A 16,327-nucleotide genomic window follows, 5' to 3' on the forward strand; every position below is an offset into this window, starting at 1 on the left:
CGCTCAGCCCAGATCGGAGATGTCGACGCCTGCAGCGGCCGCGACATCGACGACGGGCTGGAAGACGTCGGCACCCGGTTCCAGGATCGGCTCGACGCCTTCCGGCATGCCCTCCATGTACATCCCGATCACGTCGCGGTTCTCGTCGCTGAACACCTGCGGAATCGCCTCGACGAGCGCATCCCGCTTCGCATCGCTCATGTGCTGGCTGCCGAGCACCGACATGGAGACCGACATATCGATGCTCTCCCCGATGGATCGCGTCTCGCCCTCTTCGAAGGGGAACATCGGGTCGCCCTGTCCGGCCATCTTCGGGAAGATCGTCGAGGTGCACGCCACGTCGGCCTGACCCTCCTGCAATGCGATGAAGCTCCGGTCGTGGCCTCCGGACATCAGCTCCCCGAAGTCGCCTTCGTCTGCCCGCAGCCCGAGCTCGCTGAGCATATAGGTCGGCATGTAGTAGCCGCTGGACGAGTTCGGGTCGGCGAACGCGATGGTGGTCTCCGGTGTGATGTCCTCGAGAGTCCGAAGCGGCGAGTCATCGAGCACGAGGCAGGTCGATACCGGCTCGTCGAGGCCCGGCCAGGCGACGAGCGAATCGACTTCACCCGTGTTGACGGCGAGCGCGGACGGAAAAGCGCTCATGATGCCGATGTCCTCATGGCCGGCGCGCACGGCTTCGATCACGGCGGAGTAGTTCGGGACGTCGGTGACCTCAACGGTCATTCCCGTCTCATCCTCGAGGAGACGGACGATCTCGTCGATCGGCGTCTCCGCGTCAGGGTCTTCGGAGAGCGGGAGGGTGGCGAACCGGATGACGTCGTCATCGGAGGCCGCGTCGGCGTCTGAGGACGACGCGCACCCGGTGAGCAGCAGAGCGGAGCCGGCGGTGAGCGCAGCGAGGGCGAGAGGCAGGCGGGATCGCATGGAGGGAACCTTTCGGGTCGGGAGGGAAGACGACTCCCATGGAAGCGACCCGAGGTAACGCCCGATTACGAGACTGCCGGTACCAGAATCAAAGGCTTTATGAACGAAGGGTTGCGGAACCGAGGTTCTCGGTTTCCCCGGCTCCCGCTGCCGCGCGCCCTACGCCACGTGCCGCTCGTCCGGCCCGTCGTACTGAGACAGCGGCCGGATGAGCGCGTTCGACGCCTGCTGCTCCAGGATGTGCGCCGTCCATCCGGTGATCCTGGCCGCGACGAACAACGGCGTGAAGATGGTGGTGTCGAACCCCATCAGGTTGTACGCCGGGCCAGACGGGTAGTCGAGGTTCGGGTAGATGCCCTTGCGCTCGACGAACTCGCTCTCCAGCGCCGTGTAGAGGTCGAGAACATCCGGACGGTCGTAGTGCTCGACCAGCGTCTCGAGAGCAGCCCTCATGGTCGGAACGCGCGAGTCTCCGTGCTTGTAGACGCGGTGTCCGAAGCCCATGATCTTGCGCTTCTCCGCGAGCGCCGTCTCCAGCCACGGCACGACGTCGGCGGCGGAGCCGATCTCGTCGAAGAGGTGCATCACCGCCTCGTTGGCACCGCCGTGCAGCGGGCCCTTGAGCGCGCCGATCGCGCCGACGACGGCGGAGTAGAGGTCGGAGGTGGTGGAGGCGATGACCCGCGCCGTGAACGTCGAGGCGTTGAAGGAGTGCTCGGCGTACAGCACCATCGACCGGTTGAAGGCGTCTGCGACGACGGGATCCGGTTCCTCGCCGAAGGTCATCCAGAGGAAGTTGCGCGAGTAGTCGAGATCGTCGCGCGGCGGGATCGGGTCGAGCCCGCGCTGTCGGCGCTGCGCGGCCGCCACGATCGTCGGCAGCTGCGCGAACAGATAGACGGCTCGTCCGAGGTCGAGTTCGCGATCAGTCCACCCGCCCGGCCGGTGCAGCGTGTCGTCGAAGGTGCCGAGCTGGCTCACGACCGTGCGAACGATGTCCATCGGATGTGCCGAGACAGGGATCGTCTCCAGCAGTGCGAGTGTGCGCTCGTCGAGCGGGCGCAGCGAGCGTTCGAACTCTTCGAACTCCGCCAGCTGCTCTTCCGTCGGCAGCTCACCGTGCCACAGCAGATGCGCGACGGCCTCGAACGGCTGCGTGGCCGCGAGCTCCTGCACGGGGTAGCCGCGGTACAGCAGGCTGTTCGTGTCGGGGTTCACCTTGCTGATCGCCGTCGTGTCGACGACGACGCCGGCAAGGCCCTTGTGAATCTCATCCGTCATCCGGTGCTCCCTTGCACTGTTCGCCCTTGTGGGGCCTATCTGTCGATCTGGAAGTCGAAGACCGCCTCGTCGAACCTGCTGTATCCCTGGTAATCGATGAGGTCGTACAGGTCGGCCCTGTGCTGCATCTCGTCGAGTCGAGCGGTGAGGCGCCCCTCGTCGTTCAGCGTATCGAGAGCACGCTCGGCGGCGCCCATCGCCATCCGCAGCAGGGAGACCGGCCAGATCACCAAGCGGATCCCCGCGTCGCGCAGCTGGTCGGTCGTGAACAGATCGCTCTTGCCGAACTCGGTCATATTGGCCAGCACCGGCACATCGACGGCCTCCGCCACGGCACGGAACTCGTCGAGGTCGCGCATCGCCTCGGGAAAGATCGCGTCTGCACCTGCTTCAACGAGCTTGCGGATTCTGTCGATCGCCGCGTCGAGCCCCGCGACGGCCCGGATGTCGGTGCGCGCCATGATGAGGAAGTTCGGGTCGCGGCGGCCGTCGACCGCCGCCCGGATGCGCTGCAGCGCGGTCGGCTCGTCGACCACCTCCTTGCCGTCGAGATGGCCGCACCGCTTCGGGTTGACCTGGTCCTCGATGTGGCAGCCGACGACACCGGCGTCCTCGAGCGTCTGGACCGTGCGGGCGACGTTCATCGGCTCGCCGAAGCCGGTATCGGCGTCGACGATGGTCGGCAGGTCGGTCACACGCGCGATCTGACCGGCGCGCGCGGCGACCTCGGTGAGCGTGGTGAGGCCGATGTCGGGCAGGCCGAGGTCGGCCGAGAGCACGGCACCCGACACGTAGACGCCGTCGAAGCCCTTGCACTCGATCAGCCTTGCCGACAGCGGGTTGAACGCCCCGGGAAGCCGCAGCAGCTCGCCCGAGTCGAGCCGCTCGCGGAACGCCCGCCGCTTCTCGTGAGCCGGAACCTGCGAATACAGCATCAGAACAGCCCCATCGGCATCGGCACGGACTCGAGCATTCCGGGGCGGGCGACGATCGTCAGCTCGCGCACCTCGTCCGGGGTCAGCTCCGGCAGACGCTGGGCGAGGTCGAGGAAGCGCTCGATCTCGCCCGGCTCGAGCACGGGCTCGGCGAGCAGGCGGAACTTCGCTACGTAGTCCGGGCGGGAGAACGGCCGGGCGCCCAGCGGATGCGCGTCGGCCACGCCGATCTCCTGCTCGATCACCGAGCCATCGGTCATCCGGATCTCCGCCCGGCCGCCGAAGGCCTTCTCGTCCGGATCCTCCGAGTGGTAGCGGCGCGTCCACTCCTCGTCGAGCGCCGTGGTCACCCTGTGCCACAGCGCGACGGTGTCTGCGCGGCGGGCGCGCTCCGGCGCATACGAGTCGACGTGGTGCCAGCCGCCGTCCTGCAGAGCCACGGCGAAGATGTACGGGATGGAGTGGTCGAGCGTCTCTCGGGAGGCATCAGGGGAGTACTTCTGCGGGTCGCCGGAGCCCGAGCCGATCACCACGTGGGTGTGGTGGCTGGTGTGCAGCACGATCGCTTCGACGTTCGCCGGGTCGCGCAGCTCGGGGCGCTCGGTGCCGAGGCGGCGGGCGAGATCGATCCACGCCTGCGCCTGGTACTCGGCCGAATGCTCCTTCGTGTAGGAGTCGAGGATCGCGCGCTTGGGCTCACCCGGCGCGGGCAGCGGCACCTCGTAGCGGGCGTCCGGCCCGTCGAGCAGCCACGCGATCACGCCGTCCTCGCCCTCGTAGATCGGGGCGGGGCTGGTCTGCCCGCGCATCGCCCTGTCGACGGCCTCGATCGCCATCTTGCCGGCGAACGCAGGGGCGTGCGCCTTCCACGTCGAGATCTCGCCCTTGCGCGACTGCCGGGTCGCGGTCGTGGTGTGCAGCGCCTGCGACACCGCCTGCGCGATCACATCGGCGTCGAGGCCGAGCAGCGTGCCGATGCCGGCCGCCGCCGATGGGCCGAGATGCGCGACATGGTCGATCTTGTGCTTGTGCAGGCTGATCGCGCGCACCAGATCCATCTGGATCTCGTAGCCTGTCGCGATGCCGCGCACGAGCACCGCGCCGTCGGCACCGACGTGCTGGGCGACGGCGGTGATCGGCGGGATGTTGTCGCCGGGGTGCGAGTACTCCGCAGCGAGGAAGGTGTCGTGGTAGTCGAGCTCGCGCACCGCGACGCCGTTCGCCCACGCTGCCCACTCCGGGCTGGTCCGAACGGCCTGATCGCAGCCGAACACGGTCGCTCCATCGCCGCCGCGGGAGACCGGATGGTCCAGGGCCTGCGCACGTGCGGATGCCACGGGTGCCCGGGTGAGCGAGGCCGCGGCGACCGCAGCGTTGTCGATCACGCGGTTGATCACCATGTCGACGACCTCGTCATCGACGGCGACCGGGTCTGCCGCAACCTGCGCGATCCGGTGGGCGAGCTGATGCGCGCGCGGCAGCTCTTCCTCGCTGCGGTGCGTCCGTACCTGGTGGGTCACTGTCATCCCCGCCCCTTCCGTCGATCCCGCCCGGACTTGTGGCCCGCGCCGCGCTGCTCAGGTGCGGCGAAGTGCCGCTGCGTCTCAGCGATAACGGCAGTTCGCCGCACCTGAGTGAGTCTACGACCGCTCGTTCTCCTCTGCACCGGCATCGACGTGGTGCCGGATGACCTCGGCGACGACGAAGTTGAACCACTTCTCCGCGAACTCCGGGTCGAGATGGGCGTCTTCGGCGAGCGCGCGCAGGCGCGCCACCTGCTGCTTCTCCCGCTCCGGGTCGGAGGCGGGCAGATCGTGGTTCGCCTTCAGGTGCCCGACCTGCTTCGTCGCGCGGAATCGCTCCGCGAGTATGTGCACGAGCGCCGCGTCGATGTTGTCGATGCTGGCGCGCAGGCGCAGCAGCGCCTGCATCGGGTCCTCGTTCATCTCATCCGCCACGGCTCGACGATACCGTGCCACGGGGAGAGCGGTCAGGCGCGGCGGCGCTGCCGCACGGTGAGTGCGGCGAGCGCAGCCGTGACCGCGAGCAGTGCGATGCTGAGCCACAGGATCGGGAACGTCTCGCCGACCAGGAGCGCGACGACGCCGATCGCCAGCAGCACCGCCATGGCGACGAAGCGCGAGACAGCGAGCACGCCGCGGCGCGAGCGCAGGAACAGCACGTTGCCGATGAGATACACCACGGGGCCCGCGACGGTGACCGCCACGATCGCCGGCGTGAGGTGGTCGTGCGAGAGGCGCAGCTCGATCGACACCGCCACGAGGATCGCGCCGAGCACCATGAAGGCGTGCGCATAGGCGTACGCCGACCGCAGCGCAGCGGTCGAGCCGTCTCCGCCGGTGTCCTCACCGTTGAGGGCGAAGTAGTTCCACCACAGCACGAACAGCGACGCGAAGCCGACCAGCAGGCTCAGCGCGAGCGGCGCCGTGAGCTCACCGTGGTCGACCACCGTGCCGCCCATCAGCAGGATCGACTCGCCGAGGGCGATGATGAACACGAGCCGGTTGCGCTCCGCGAGGTGCTCGGCATCGGTGTCCCACAGATGCATCGGGGCGGCGCCGACACCCGGAACCCGGAAGTGCACCATGGGTGCGAGATAGTCGACGAGCACGGCCGCGATCCACAGCACGAGACGCCATTGCGGCTCCAGGAACGCACCCGCCACCCACAGCACCCCGGCTCCGAGCGTCCAGATCAGCAGCATCCGGTAGTTGTGCGCCAGCTGCTGACCGCGGAAGGTGACCATCATGAACACGGGGCGTGCGATGCCCATGAACAGATAGCACCCGACGAACAGCAGCGCGCCATCGCCGAATGCGTAAGGGATCGCGACGGACATGCCGAGAGCCGCGAACATCAGCACTGCGCTGAGCAGCTGCACCGGCGTGCGCGAGGGGTCGAGCCAGTTCATCGCCCACGCGGTGTAGTTCCACCCCCACCAGACTGCGGCGAAGACGATGACCGTCTGCGCAGCTCCCACCCAGTCGAGGTGCTCGATCAGCAGGTGTGACAGCTGGATGATGGCGAAGACGTAGACGAGATCGAAGAACAGCTCGACGGGGCCGACGTGCGATCGGTTCTCGGCAGTACGGCCGAGCAGTGCGCGGGTGGTGCTCATCTGTGGAACCTCCTCAGCGCATCAGTCTGCCATCGGGCGGTCCCTTTCGCACCGAATGACCTCCTTGCACACGCAGACAACGGGGCCGCTCGAGGACGAAGGAGCGACCTGCGGATTGACACGCGCGCAGCGGCGAACGGTCAGGTCAGGTCGTGGCGCACGATCACCGCATCGCGGGCGGGGCCGACGCCGATCACCGAGATGCGCGTTCCGCTGATGCGCTCGAGCGCGAGCACGTAGTCCTGCGCGTTCTGCGGCAGCTCCTCGAAGGTGCGGCAGCCCGAGATGTCCTCGCTCCATCCCGGGTACTCCTCCAGGATCGGCGTCGCGTGGTGGAAGTCGCTCTGGCTGACCGGCACTTCGTCGCAGCGCTCGCCGTTCACGTCGTAGGCGACGCACACGGGGATGGTCGGACGCCCCGTCAGCACATCGAGCTTGGTCAGCACGAGGTCGGTGATGCCGTTCACACGCGTCGCATAGCGCGTGATCGGAGCGTCGTACCAGCCGACGCGGCGCTCGCGGCCCGTCGTCGTGCCGAACTCGTGACCTGTCGTGCGCAGCCAGTTGCCGTCGCCATCCGTGTCGAACAGCTCGGTCGGGAAGGGACCAGCCCCGACACGCGTGGTGTACGCCTTCACGATGCCGACGATGCGGTCGAGGCGCCCCGGCCCGACGCCCGAACCGCTCGCTGCGCCCGCCGCTGTTGCGGTCGAGCTCGTCACGAACGGGTAGGTGCCGTGGTCGACATCGAGCATGGTCGCCTGACCGCCCTCGAACACCACGACCTCGTCGCGGTCGAGCGCTCTGTCGAGCAGCAGCCCGGTGTCACACACCATGGGACGAACGCGCTCGACGTACGAGAGCAGGTCTTCGACGACCTCGTCGACCGTGATCGCGCGGCGGTTGAAGACCTTCAGCAGCAGGTGGTTCTTCTGGTCGAGCGCCCCCTCCACCTTCTGCCGCAGGATCGACTCGTCGAACAGATCCTGCATCCGGATGCCCATCCGGTTGATCTTGTCGGCGTAGCTGGGGCCGATGCCGCGGCCCGTCGTGCCGATCTGGCGCTTGCCGAGGAAGCGCTCCTGCACCTTGTCGAGCGTGCGGTGGTAGTGCGTGATGATGTGCGCGTTCGCCGAGATCTTGAGCTTCGACGTGTCGATGCCGCGCGCGTTCAGCGCGTCGAGCTCCTCGAACAGCACCTCGAGGTCGACGACGACGCCGTTGCCGATCACAGGCGTCACGCCCGGCGACAGGATGCCGCTGGGCAGCAGGTGCAGCGCGTACTTCTCGTCGCCGATGACGACCGTGTGGCCCGCGTTGTTCCCGCCGTTGAACTTCACCACCCAATCGGTTCGGTCGCCGAGAAGGTCAGTGGCCTTGCCCTTGCCCTCATCGCCCCACTGGACGCCAACGATGACGATGCCTGGCATTCGTCCCCCTTATTCGATGGGTTACGTACCTTGCGATCCTACGGCGTGCCACCGACATCCGGCGAAGCGTGCCGTACGTCTCGAGTTCGGCCTGAGTGCTTCTGATGCGCGCCCGGTCGGATGAGGAACCCCGAACACATCACGCGATGCGACTGCCGGGCGGTGTGCGCCTGGCCGGCGCACGGGTACGGGCAGCGCCCCAGAGCATCAGGCCGACTGCGATCAGCAGCTGCAGGCCGAGCCCGACGAACCAGCTCGGCACGCTCGATTCGATCTGCTCGCGCGCAGTCGGGTGCTCGTCGGGCGGGTACATGCCCCCCTCGATCGCAGGCCGCCCGTCGCACGGGTCGTTCCAGTCCCGCCTCTCGAACTCCGGCTCGTGCTGAGCCGAGCGCATGCCGAGCTTGATCTGACCGAACAGGTCGACAGGGTTGCCGTTTGCGTCGTACGTCGTCGGCGTCGCATCGGCGAGCACGACGAACGGGTTCGATGCGAGCACCCACCACACGCGGTCGTAGCGCACCGTCTCGCCGGTGCCGCGCACCTCGATGCACTCGGCCGAGACGTCGGGGCGCGGCACGGTGCACGGCTCCGCGCTGACGTCGCACGACTGCACCTGCCCGTACATCTCGCTGGGGCTCTCGGTGAGCGTCGACGTCGAAGAGCGCACGGCGAACGTGCCGAGGCCGAACGCGATCAGCGTGCCGAGCACCAGCAGCATCACGACGAGGTAGGTGGCAGCGACCGAGAACAGCGGGCGTGCGATCACGGCGCTCAGCCCCACGCCGATCGCCGCCACGACGCCGATCTCGACGGCGAGCACCAGTACGGAGACGATGAGCGTCGCCGGGTGCGGCGGCACGGTCTCAGAGGCGTAGAACACCGTCTCAGGCGGACTGGCGTATCCCTGGATCAGAGCGATGACGAGCGCGGGCAGCGCGACGACGAGGTACACCAGCCCCGTCGCCCAGCCCGCCAGCAGCTTCGCTGCGAGGATCTCGCTGGTCGTCGCGAGTGTGACCTGCACGGGCGCCAGGGTGGCGCCGTCGCGGTCGCCGTTGATCGCGTTGCCGGTGAAAGTCGGAGTGACGAGGACGGCCATCAGCAGCACGCCGTAGATCGCAACCGAGAACATGCCCGAGCCGATCGACGCAGAGCCGGAGAACACGAGCGAGCCGAGCCAGGTGATCGCGCACACCACGACGAAGAACACGCCGAGCAGCACGTAGAAGCCGGGGCGCCGCGCTCTCTGGCGTAGGTCGAGACCGACGAGCACGCCGATGCGAGTGGGGTTCATCGTGCGCTCCCTCCCCCGGTCGGATCAGATGGCGGGCCCGGAAGGTTCTTCAGATCGAGGAACGCGCTCTCCAGATCTCCGGACGCCGGAGCGAACTCCGCGACCGGGATCTCCGCCGCGACGAGCGCGCGCAGGCCGTCCGCCGCCCGCTGCTCGTCCGCGAAACCGGCCACGAGATCACGTCGTTCGACGCGCACGCTCACGCCGTCGAGCGCACGTTCCACGGCCTCGCGCCACGGTTCCGGCCCCGTCTGCCTGGTTCCGGCCACGCGCAGCCGCCAGTCGCGCAGGCGACCGGGTGCTGCGAGATCCGGCCGATGCTCGACCGTGGCGCCCGCCGACATGAACACGGCATCGTCGACCATCTCCTCGAGCTCAGAGAGCACATGACTCGAGACCAGCACGGCAGCGCCCTCGTCGGCGAGGCGGCGCAGGTGCGCTCGCAGCGCGATCCGTGCGGCCGGATCGAGCCGGCGTCGGGTGCGAGCAGGGATGCGAGCATCAGCAGCAGCGTCGTCTTGCCTGCGCCGTTCGGGCCGACCAGGCCCGTGATCCGTCCTGGTCGCGCATCGAAGCTGACATCGCGCACCGCGTGCACGCTGCCGAACGATCGTGCGACGCTCCGCACCACTACGCCGTCGTGCGCCTCGCTCGCCTCGGTCATGCCGTCACGCTACCGCTGCCCGCCGACATCCGGCGAAGCGCGTCATACGCTGACTGCATGTCCGCGCCGCTGCGACGGGTGCAGTCGCGCACCGGCCCCGCTCCGGTCACGCCGTTGCGGCCTGGCAGTTCGCGCGTCCGGCGGCCGCCGCCGTGATCTTCGTCATCGAGGTGCTGCGCGATCCGGATGCCGCCGAGCAGGAAGTGCCGTAGTGCGGGCACCTCTGCCCAGCGCGCAACGTCGACGGTGACCCGTAGTCTTGACGGAGCCAACGAAGGAGAGCCGCTGACATGGCATCGCAGACCGTACCGACGGAGCAGGAGCTGGCGCGCGCCGGTCAGGTGCTCGACCACATCGCCGCGGCGTACTCGGTGCGCATGGTGGGGCAGGAGCGCCTCAGGACGAGCCTGCTTGTCGCCCTGATCGCTGGTGGTCACATTCTTCTCGAGTCGGTGCCAGGCCTGGCGAAGACCACGGCGGCCTCGACGCTCGCCGACACCGTCGCCGCTGACTTCAAGCGCATCCAGTGCACGCCGGATCTGCTGCCGAGCGACATCACGGGCAACCAGGTCTACGACGCTTCGAAGGGCTCGTTCCGCACAGTGCTCGGGCCAGTGCACGCGAACTTCGTGCTGCTCGACGAGATCAACCGCTCCAGCGCGAAGACCCAGTCGGCCATGCTCGAGGCGATGCAGGAGCACCAGACGACGATCGGCGGGCAGGTGCACCATCTGCCCAAGCCGTTCCTCGTCATCGCGACGCAGAATCCGGTCGAACAGGAGGGCACCTACGAGCTGCCGGAGGCTCAGCTCGACCGCTTCCTGATGAAGGAGATCGTCGAGTACCCGAGCCCGCAGGAGGAGTTCGAGGTGCTGGCGCGCATCGACACGGGCCTGCTCGACCCCGATCGGCACCTCGACAGCACCGCGAGCCTCGGCGACGTCCTCCTGATGCAGGACGTCGCTGGGCGCATCCACGTCTCGCCCGCCATCCGGAACTACATCGTCGGGCTCAGCTACGTCACGCGCAATCCCGCCCCGTACATCGGCGAGGAGCGCGCCCGCTACATCAAGTACGGGGCCAGCCCCCGCGCGTCGATCGCGTTCCTGCAGTGCGCACGCGCCCTCGCTCTGCTGAACCGCCGCTCGCATGTGATCCCCGAAGACATCCGCGAGCTGCGCCACCTCGTGCTCCGCCACCGCCTGCTGCTCACATTCGAGGCCGAGGCCGACGGCGTGCGCAGCGAAGAGCTGATCGACGCGATCTTCCAGTCGGTTCCGACGCCGTAGCCCGCCATGACGTCCACCCTGCTCACGAGGGTGAAGGGCAGACTCTTCATCCATTCGCGGCGCAAGTCGGCGCACGCGCTCGAGGGCGCATACGCGTCGCTGTTCCACGGCCGCAGCCTCGACTTCGAGGACCTGCGCCGGTACGAGCACGGCGACGACATCCGCGACATCGACTGGCGCGCCACGGCACGCCTGTCGGCGCTGCTCGTCAAGCGCTCGCGCGCGAGCCGGATGCACTCCGTCGTGTTCGCAGTCGACACCGGTCGCGACATGGCGGCGCTTGCGCCGAACGAACGGCCGAAGAGCGAGCTGGCGATCATGGCGGTCGGCGCCCTCGGCGTGCTCTCCACCAGGCACGGCGATGAGGTCAGCGTGCTCTACGGCGATGCCGCGGGCATCGGCCGCACACCGCCGCGCCGTTCGGAGGGCGCGCTCGAGCACGCGCTGCGGGCGATTCAGCGAGCGTCAGCACCGGACGCGGCGCCGAGCGATCGTCAGCAGCTGCTGACGACCGTGACGCGCACTGTGTCGAAGCGCGCGCTGCTGGTGATCGTCACCGACGAAGCGCCGCTGACCGATGCCGATGAGCAGGGTCTGCGGCGCCTGCGCGTGCAGCACGACGTGCTCTGGATCACGGTGCGCGACGCCGACCCGGTACTCGATCGGCCATCGCGCGCTGCGCGGCGCGACGCCGAGACCGGATGGGCGGTGCCGGCGTTCCTGCACGGTCACGATGACGTCGTCGCCGAGCTGAGCGAGGCACGGGAAGCCGCTGCCGCTCGGCGGCGCGAGGTGCTCTCGACGCTCGAGATCAGCAGCGCGACCGTGTCGACGCACGACGACGTCGTGCCGGCGCTGCTGAGCATGCTGCATCGCAGGAAGGCCGCCCATGCCCGCCGCTGACGTCGGCGCCGCTCTCCTCGTCGAGACGGCGGAGGGCATCGGCCCGGAAGAGCTGTACCCGCCTGCGCAGTACTCCGGTTGGTGGCTGCTGCTCGCGCTCGGCATCATCGTGGTTCTCATCCTGGTCGTCGTGCTGATCATCGTGCTCACCCGACCGCCGAAGCCGCCGCCCGCCCAGCCCGTTCCGGTGCAGCGGGGCACTCCGGTGGAGCAGCTCGAGCAGCTGCGCGCCGGTTATCTGCACCGCATCGATCTCGTCGAGCAGGCGCACGCGACCGGCACGCTCGACGCGCGCGGCGTGAACGCGGAGCTCAGCGCGATCACGCGCCGCTTCGTGAACGAGTACACGGGCGTCGCCACCCCGGTGATGAGCCTGGAGGAGCTCGAGCACCAGGACGTGCATCCCGCCCTGGTCGAAGCCCTCAACCGGTACTACTACCCGAGCATCTTCGGCGAGGACGCCCCGACCGACCCCGGCCCCGGCATCGCCGCTGCACGCGAGGTGGTGACAGCATGGCACTGACCCAGCTCTGGCCCTTCGCCGCTGTGGCCGCGGCCGTCGGCGTCGCGATCGTGATCGGCATCTGGTGGAGCCGCCGCGGCGACCGCGCCGACCCCGGCGACGGGGCGCTCGTCGCCCGCGCCGAGCGGGTGCGGCAGCTGCCGTCCGTGCGCCGTGCCACCCGCAGACGCGCCATCGCGCTGGCGGCGATCGTGCTCGTCGGCGCCATCGCCGCCGGCGCGAGCAGCGTCGTGTCCGCGCGCCCGATGGCGGAGCAGACGATCGTGCCGGAGAACAGCAGTCGCGACATCATGCTCTGCCTCGACGTGTCCGGTTCGATGGCCGACACCGACAAAGAGGTCCTCGATCTGTTCATCGAGCTGGTCGACGGCTTCGAGGGAGAGCGCATCGGGCTCACGATCTTCAACGCGTCGCCCGTGCAGCTGTTCCCCCTCACCGACGACTACGAGTTCGTGCGCGAACATCTCGCCTCGCTCCGCGACAGCTTCGAGTACACCGACGTCACCCCTGAGCATTGGATCGGCACGCTCGACGGGCCGGGCGCCTCCCTGATCGGCGACGGGCTCGCCGCGTGCGCGCTGCGCTTCGACCACAGCGACCTCGACCGGTCGCGTTCGATCATCCTGGCCACCGACAACGAGCCGGCCGGCGCCGAGGTGCTCAGTGTCGAGGAGGCGGCCGGCTACTCCGCTTCCCGCGATATCCGGGTGTATGCGCTGAACCCGATCCAGGGCGCCAGCGAGGTGGGAGAGAGCCTGGTGCGGGCCGCGCAGTCGACGGGCGGCGAGGCGTACGCGCTGCGGGGCACCACGACGGTCGCCGACATCGTGGACGAGGTCCAGCAGCAGGAAGCGAGCGCTCTGCAGGGCGAGATCCGGGTCGTGCAGACCGACGAGCCGACCGTGTGGATCGTCATCCTGTTCGTGTTCGTGCTGGTCGCCGTCGTCGTGATGTGGCGGGTGAGACTATGAGCTTCCTCCCCGTGCTGCATCCGCTGCTGCTGGTCCCCCTGACGCTTGCAGGCCTGGGCGTGGCCGCCTGGGCGCTCGTCAGGGCGCGCACCGGTTCCACCCGCCTGATCTGGGTCGTGCGGGTGCTGCTGGTCGCAGCCTGCGCCCTGCTCGCCTTCCGTCCCGGCGTTCCCGACGGCGCCTCGAAGTCCGTGGCGACGAACGTCGACGTGATCATCGCGCTCGACAACACCACGAGCATGCTCGCCGAGGACTGGACGGACCCGGATGACGACGGTGCCGCCGACGAGCCGGGGCGCCGGATCGACGGGGTCAGGGCCGACGTGCGCACGCTGATCGAGGCGTATCCGGGGGCACGGTTCGCGCTGATCGCGTTCGACAACAGCGCACAGGTGCGCCTGCCGCTGACGACCGACACGTCGGCGCTGATGTCGTCGCTCGAGGTGATGGCGCCTCCGCCGACCGACAACTCGAGCGGCAGCTCGATCGGGGTCGCGGCAGACGCACTCGCCGGAACGCTCGAGAAGGCCGCATCGGCGGAGGACAGAGCCAGGCTCGTGTTCTACCTCGGCGACGGCGAGCAGACCGCCTCGGGTGAGCCGCAGTCGTTCGATGCGAGCGCATCGTACATCGACGGCGGCGGAGTGCTCGGGTACGGCACGACGGAGGGCGGGCGGATGAAGCGCGTCGAGGCGGGCACCGGCGCGGCAGGAGGATACATCGAAGACCCGTCGACCGGTGAGCCCGCGCTGTCGACCGTCGACGAGGCGGCGCTCGAGCGGATCGCAGGCGAGCTCGGCGTCGGCTACCAGCTCCGCACCGGCGACACCGAGGCGGCGTTGCCCGAGGCGCCGGCCGAGACGACCACGGTCGCCGGAGAGGAGACGCCCGGTGCCCGCGAGGAGCTGAGCTGGATCGTCGCACTCGTGGTCGCGGCGCTGCTCGCGGTCGAGATCGGAGTGGCCACGGCGCGCGTCGGGCGAACGCTGCGCCTGACCCGGTCTCCCGAGGCGCGGAAGGAAGCACGATGAGCGCTCAGCCCGCATCCGACATCCGGAACCGCGACGACATCGTCCGGTCTCGGCGACGACTGCGCAGATGGCTGCTGCTCGGCTTCTCCCCCATCGCGATCGCAGGCCTGGTGATCGTGGTGAAGATCCTGTCGATGTACGCCTTCGCGCACCAGGCTGTGACCAGTCACGTCTCGGGCGATCCGGCGCGCACAGTTGCGGCCGCCGAGGGCCAGGAGCCGCTGAACTGGTTCGAGCCCTATCTGGCGCCGTACAACGTGGGCGTCGGACTGGCCTCCTACGACCGGCTTCCCGAAGCGCGGGCGGAGTTCGAGCAGGCGCTGCCGCTCGTGAGCGGTCTGAAGGCCTGCCCCGTGCACATCAACCTCGGCCTCGTCGTCGAGATGATGGCGGACCAGGCGCGCACGGACGTTCCGGAGTCGGCCGGCGACCTGTATGCGGAGGCGCTGGAGATCAACCTGGCCACGCCGGAGGAGTGCCGCAGCGAGGAGGCCGACGAGCAGTCGCCGGATCCCGAGCGCTCGAACGAGGAGACGCTCGACGATCAGCAGGAGCGACTCCAGCAGAAACAGCAGCAGGAGCCGCAGGACGAGGAGCCGCAGGACGGCGGCGAAGAGGAGGAACCGAGCGAGCAGCAGCAGGAGCAGCAGGACAAGCTCGACGAGATCGAGGAGAAGCTGCAGGACGGCGACCAGGAGCGCCAGGACCAGGGCGCCGACGGCGACGAGGACGGCAGCGGTTTCGGAACGGACAAGCCATGGTGAACGGCGCCGACGACCCCCAGCAGCGCAAGCACTCGAGCCTGCCGTTCCTGTCGCGCCATGACGGAGCGCCGCCGACGCCGCCGCCCGAGGGCTATCAGCACCCCAGGCGCTTCCCGTCGTCGCCGTTCGCCGTACCAGTGGGGGCTCCTGAGCCTCCGGAGCCCCAGGCGACGAGGCCGACGAACCGCCGACTGCGGCATCCGTTCGGCTGGTCGGCGGTCGCCGTCGCCGCGGTCTTCGCGCTCGTGCTGCTCGTGGCGCTCGCGATGGGTGCGACCGATGCGATCTACGGCGCCACGATGCTCGCGGTGCAGCTCATCGTCGCAGCGGTCGTCGTGGCCGCCGTGGTGATCGCGCCATCGCGGGTGCTCGGGTCGTGGGCACTCGCGATCGTGCTGGTGCTCAATGTGGGGACCGTCGGGGCGATGAGCGCACTGCGCACCTCGGCGGCCGGCGACTACGGCGACCAGCCGGGGCACGAGCAGCCGGGGCACGCCTATCCGGGGATCAAGGACGTCGACGAGAACGCGATTCTGCAGGCGCCGTCGCTCGAAGCGACGCAGAGCCGGATGGACGAGCTGTCGACGAGGATCAGGGCCGAGCTGAGCGACGAGTTCGGCTTCACCTGGGTGAAGGTCTCCGACCCGCTGCAGCGCAACGAGCGCAACGGATACGGCGGCGAGTCGATGCTGCAGCAGTACACCGCACCGGTGTGGGCGACCCAGCAGCCGGTGCACGGCTACGGCGACAAGCTCGACGTGATGAGCGCGATCGACGACGTGCTGCGCGAGGAGGGCGTGTACTACTCGCTGTATCCGCTCAACGAGCCGTACGACGGCATCTCGGACGACAGCCTCGAGCAGCTGTACGGCAGCGCCGACCCGGCAGAGCAGGTGCGGTGGTCGTACTACACGGAGCTGGCCGAACCGGGCTTCGGAACAGCGGCGCCGGAGTCGCCGCTGTTCTACGCCGAGATGATCGACCTCACACACGACGACACCGGCCGCTGGACGAAGCAGCAAGAGGCGGAGAACGCGAAGAACGGCACCCCGATGGAGGGCGTGCAGCTGATGTTCTACGGCACCCAGCTGCTCAGTGAGGCCGATCGCGACGCGTTCGAGAAAGCGCTGGAGGAGAACCCGGCGCCATAGCGCCCCACTGGCCGATCGCTGC

At 68.9% G+C, this 16,327-nt stretch carries 17 protein-coding genes and 1 pseudogene; 7 read left to right on the forward strand and 11 right to left on the reverse strand.

Features of this window, described 5'->3' with window-relative positions; genetic code table 11:
- Positions 1–3: 3 nt before the first annotated feature.
- The 11 genes and pseudogenes from phnD to DZG09_RS02290 form a co-directional block, all read right to left on the reverse strand.
- Complete coding sequence (gene phnD, locus DZG09_RS02240) at positions 4–927, reverse strand: phosphate/phosphite/phosphonate ABC transporter substrate-binding protein (RefSeq protein WP_119696090.1); 924 nt, start codon at positions 925–927, stop codon at positions 4–6.
- Positions 928–1,086: 159 nt separating this feature from the next.
- Positions 1,087–2,208, reverse strand: a complete 1,122-nt coding sequence (locus tag DZG09_RS02245) for a bifunctional 2-methylcitrate synthase/citrate synthase (protein WP_119696091.1) — start codon at positions 2,206–2,208, stop codon at positions 1,087–1,089.
- A gap of 35 nt (positions 2,209–2,243) precedes the next feature.
- Positions 2,244–3,143 (reverse strand): methylisocitrate lyase, encoded by a 900-nt coding sequence (gene prpB / locus DZG09_RS02250; RefSeq protein WP_119696092.1) that lies wholly within the window; start codon positions 3,141–3,143, stop codon positions 2,244–2,246.
- A complete protein-coding gene (locus tag DZG09_RS02255) occupies positions 3,143–4,669 on the reverse strand; it encodes an MmgE/PrpD family protein (protein WP_119696093.1) in 1,527 nt (508 codons plus the stop codon). The genes prpB and DZG09_RS02255 overlap by 1 nt, the downstream gene beginning before the upstream one ends.
- Before the next feature lie 114 nt (positions 4,670–4,783).
- The gene (locus DZG09_RS02260) at positions 4,784–5,089 is read right to left on the reverse strand and encodes a chorismate mutase (protein ID WP_119697337.1); all 306 of its coding nucleotides are present in this window, start codon (positions 5,087–5,089) and stop codon (positions 4,784–4,786) included.
- A gap of 44 nt (positions 5,090–5,133) precedes the next feature.
- Positions 5,134–6,282, reverse strand: a complete 1,149-nt coding sequence (locus tag DZG09_RS02265; protein ID WP_119696094.1) for a low temperature requirement protein A — start codon at positions 6,280–6,282, stop codon at positions 5,134–5,136.
- Between the two features lie 140 nt (positions 6,283–6,422).
- Entirely contained in the window at positions 6,423–7,712 is a 1,290-nt protein-coding gene (locus DZG09_RS02270; RefSeq protein ID WP_119696095.1) for an adenylosuccinate synthase, read from the reverse strand.
- Between the two features lie 139 nt (positions 7,713–7,851).
- Positions 7,852–9,009, reverse strand: a complete 1,158-nt coding sequence (locus DZG09_RS02275) for an ABC transporter permease (protein ID WP_119696096.1) — start codon at positions 9,007–9,009, stop codon at positions 7,852–7,854.
- The gene (locus DZG09_RS17025; RefSeq protein ID WP_338039993.1) at positions 9,006–9,413 is read right to left on the reverse strand and encodes an ATP-binding cassette domain-containing protein; all 408 of its coding nucleotides are present in this window, start codon (positions 9,411–9,413) and stop codon (positions 9,006–9,008) included. Before DZG09_RS17025 ends, DZG09_RS02275 begins: the two co-directional genes overlap by 4 nt.
- 83 nt (positions 9,414–9,496) lie before the next feature.
- Positions 9,497–9,673, reverse strand: a pseudogene (locus DZG09_RS17030) (ATP-binding cassette domain-containing protein); the annotation flags it as partial.
- Entirely contained in the window at positions 9,670–9,894 is a 225-nt protein-coding gene (locus DZG09_RS02290; protein WP_119696099.1) for a hypothetical protein, read from the reverse strand. The gene DZG09_RS02290 and the pseudogene DZG09_RS17030, both read right to left, overlap by 4 nt.
- Positions 9,895–9,963: 69 nt before the next feature.
- Here DZG09_RS02290 and DZG09_RS02295 point away from each other — a divergent pair, with 69 nt between their 5' ends.
- The 7 genes from DZG09_RS02295 to DZG09_RS02325 are packed head-to-tail and all read left to right on the forward strand — an operon-like array spanning position 9,964 to position 16,305.
- A complete protein-coding gene (locus tag DZG09_RS02295; RefSeq protein ID WP_119696100.1) occupies positions 9,964–10,962 on the forward strand; it encodes an AAA family ATPase in 999 nt (332 codons plus the stop codon).
- A 6-nt stretch (positions 10,963–10,968) separates the two neighbouring features.
- The gene (locus DZG09_RS02300) at positions 10,969–11,865 is read left to right on the forward strand and encodes a DUF58 domain-containing protein (protein ID WP_119696101.1); all 897 of its coding nucleotides are present in this window, start codon (positions 10,969–10,971) and stop codon (positions 11,863–11,865) included.
- A complete protein-coding gene (locus tag DZG09_RS02305) occupies positions 11,852–12,388 on the forward strand; it encodes a hypothetical protein (RefSeq protein WP_119696102.1) in 537 nt (178 codons plus the stop codon). The genes DZG09_RS02300 and DZG09_RS02305 overlap by 14 nt, the downstream gene beginning before the upstream one ends.
- Entirely contained in the window at positions 12,379–13,359 is a 981-nt protein-coding gene (locus tag DZG09_RS02310; protein ID WP_119696103.1) for a VWA domain-containing protein, read from the forward strand. Before DZG09_RS02305 ends, DZG09_RS02310 begins: the two co-directional genes overlap by 10 nt.
- Entirely contained in the window at positions 13,356–14,390 is a 1,035-nt protein-coding gene (locus DZG09_RS02315) for a VWA domain-containing protein (protein ID WP_119696104.1), read from the forward strand. Before DZG09_RS02310 ends, DZG09_RS02315 begins: the two co-directional genes overlap by 4 nt.
- Positions 14,387–15,154 (forward strand): hypothetical protein, encoded by a 768-nt coding sequence (locus tag DZG09_RS02320; RefSeq protein ID WP_119696105.1) that lies wholly within the window; start codon positions 14,387–14,389, stop codon positions 15,152–15,154. The genes DZG09_RS02315 and DZG09_RS02320 overlap by 4 nt, the downstream gene beginning before the upstream one ends.
- Positions 15,148–16,305, forward strand: coding sequence for a hypothetical protein (locus tag DZG09_RS02325; RefSeq protein ID WP_119696106.1), 1,158 nt, complete (start codon positions 15,148–15,150; stop codon positions 16,303–16,305). The genes DZG09_RS02320 and DZG09_RS02325 overlap by 7 nt, the downstream gene beginning before the upstream one ends.
- Positions 16,306–16,327 lie beyond the last annotated feature (22 nt).

It is taken from the genome of Microbacterium halotolerans (assembly GCF_003569805.1).
Lineage (GTDB): Bacteria > Actinomycetota > Actinomycetes > Actinomycetales > Microbacteriaceae > Microbacterium > Microbacterium halotolerans.